Origin of the sequence: Oceanobacillus manasiensis (assembly GCF_000724085.1) — a bacterium.
Classification (GTDB): domain Bacteria; phylum Bacillota; class Bacilli; order Bacillales; family Amphibacillaceae; genus Oceanobacillus_B; species Oceanobacillus_B manasiensis.
Genome location: NZ_CCDL010000007.1, coordinates 1 through 1142, shown reverse-complemented (window position 1 = coordinate 1142; position 1142 = coordinate 1). Strand labels below are relative to the sequence as shown.

Here is a 1142-nt window from a genome sequence, read left to right as displayed (position 1 = left end):
ATTTTTTAAAGAAAATGCATATAATATATCTTGTCCTTGTTTTTAGGATGGTCTGGTAGTAATAGCGGAGAGGTCACACCTGTTCTCATGCCGAACACAGAAGTTAAGTTCTCCAGCGCCGATGGTAGTTGGGGCTTTGCCCCTGCAAGAGTAGGACGCCGCCAGGCGAAATAAATAATTGTTTTTGCGCATCTTACATGTGCATTGGAGGATTAGCTCAGCTGGGAGAGCACCTGCCTTACAAGCAGGGGGTCGCAGGTTCGAGCCCTGCATCCTCCACCATTCGCCGGCCTAGCTCAATTGGTAGAGCAACTGACTTGTAATCAGTAGGTTGGGGGTTCAAGTCCTCTGGCCGGCACCATTATTTATTTTAAATTCGTACGAGCCATCAGCTCAGTCGATGCGCTTAATGAACAGCAAGAATAACTATTGTATGAGCCATTAGCTCAGTTGGTAGAGCATCTGACTTTTAATCAGAGGGTCGAAGGTTCGAATCCTTCATGGCTCACCATTTAAGCACTTTAGCGGGTGTGGCGGAATTGGCAGACGCGCTAGATTTAGGATCTAGTGTCTTCGGACGTGGGGGTTCAAGTCCCTTCACCCGCACCATTACTCAGGTTATATATTTACGCTGCGGAAGTAGTTCAGTGGTAGAACACCACCTTGCCAAGGTGGGGGTCGCGGGTTCGAATCCCGTCTTCCGCTCCATGCCCAAGCCGGGGTGGCGGAATTGGCAGACGCACAGGACTTAAAATCCTGCGGTAGGTTCTACCGTGCCGGTTCGAGTCCGGCCCTCGGCACTTATAAGCGCCCGTAGCTCAATTGGATAGAGCGTTTGACTACGGATCAAGAGGTTAGGGGTTCGACTCCTCTCGGGCGCGCCATTCTTTCGGGAAGTAGCTCAGCTTGGTAGAGCACATGGTTTGGGACCATGGGGTCGCAGGTTCAAATCCTGTCTTCCCGACCATCTAAATATTGGGGCCTTAGCTCAGCTGGGAGAGCGCCTGCCTTGCACGCAGGAGGTCAGCGGTTCGATCCCGCTAGGCTCCACCAAAATTTATTGCTCTTTGAAAACTGAACAAAACAACTAGTATGTCAAGGAAAAACAGATATTCTGTTTTTCGAAGAAATACAAGCAGAAG

The 1142-nt window shown here is 49.9% G+C and carries 9 tRNA genes and 1 rRNA gene; all 10 read left to right on the top strand.

Annotation, left to right across the window (positions count from 1 at the left end):
• Positions 1-51 precede the first annotated feature (51 nt).
• The 10 genes from rrf to BN985_RS18820 all read left to right on the top strand — a co-directional run bounded on the left by rrf (position 52) and on the right by BN985_RS18820 (position 1053).
• A 5S ribosomal RNA gene (gene rrf / locus BN985_RS18865) occupies positions 52-167 on the top strand.
• A gap of 39 nt (positions 168-206) precedes the next feature.
• A tRNA-Val gene (locus BN985_RS18860) sits at positions 207-282 on the top strand.
• A gap of 3 nt (positions 283-285) precedes the next feature.
• Positions 286-361 (top strand) — tRNA-Thr (locus tag BN985_RS18855).
• A 74-nt stretch (positions 362-435) separates the two neighbouring features.
• Positions 436-511: transfer RNA gene (locus tag BN985_RS18850), tRNA-Lys, on the top strand.
• Positions 512-524: 13 nt separating this feature from the next.
• A tRNA-Leu gene (locus BN985_RS18845) sits at positions 525-609 on the top strand.
• A 24-nt stretch (positions 610-633) separates the two neighbouring features.
• A tRNA-Gly gene (locus BN985_RS18840) sits at positions 634-708 on the top strand.
• 7 nt (positions 709-715) lie between these two features.
• A tRNA-Leu gene (locus BN985_RS18835) sits at positions 716-800 on the top strand.
• Between the two features lie 7 nt (positions 801-807).
• A tRNA-Arg gene (locus BN985_RS18830) sits at positions 808-884 on the top strand.
• 6 nt (positions 885-890) lie between these two features.
• A tRNA-Pro gene (locus tag BN985_RS18825) sits at positions 891-967 on the top strand.
• Between the two features lie 10 nt (positions 968-977).
• Positions 978-1053 (top strand) — tRNA-Ala (locus BN985_RS18820).
• Positions 1054-1142 lie beyond the last annotated feature (89 nt).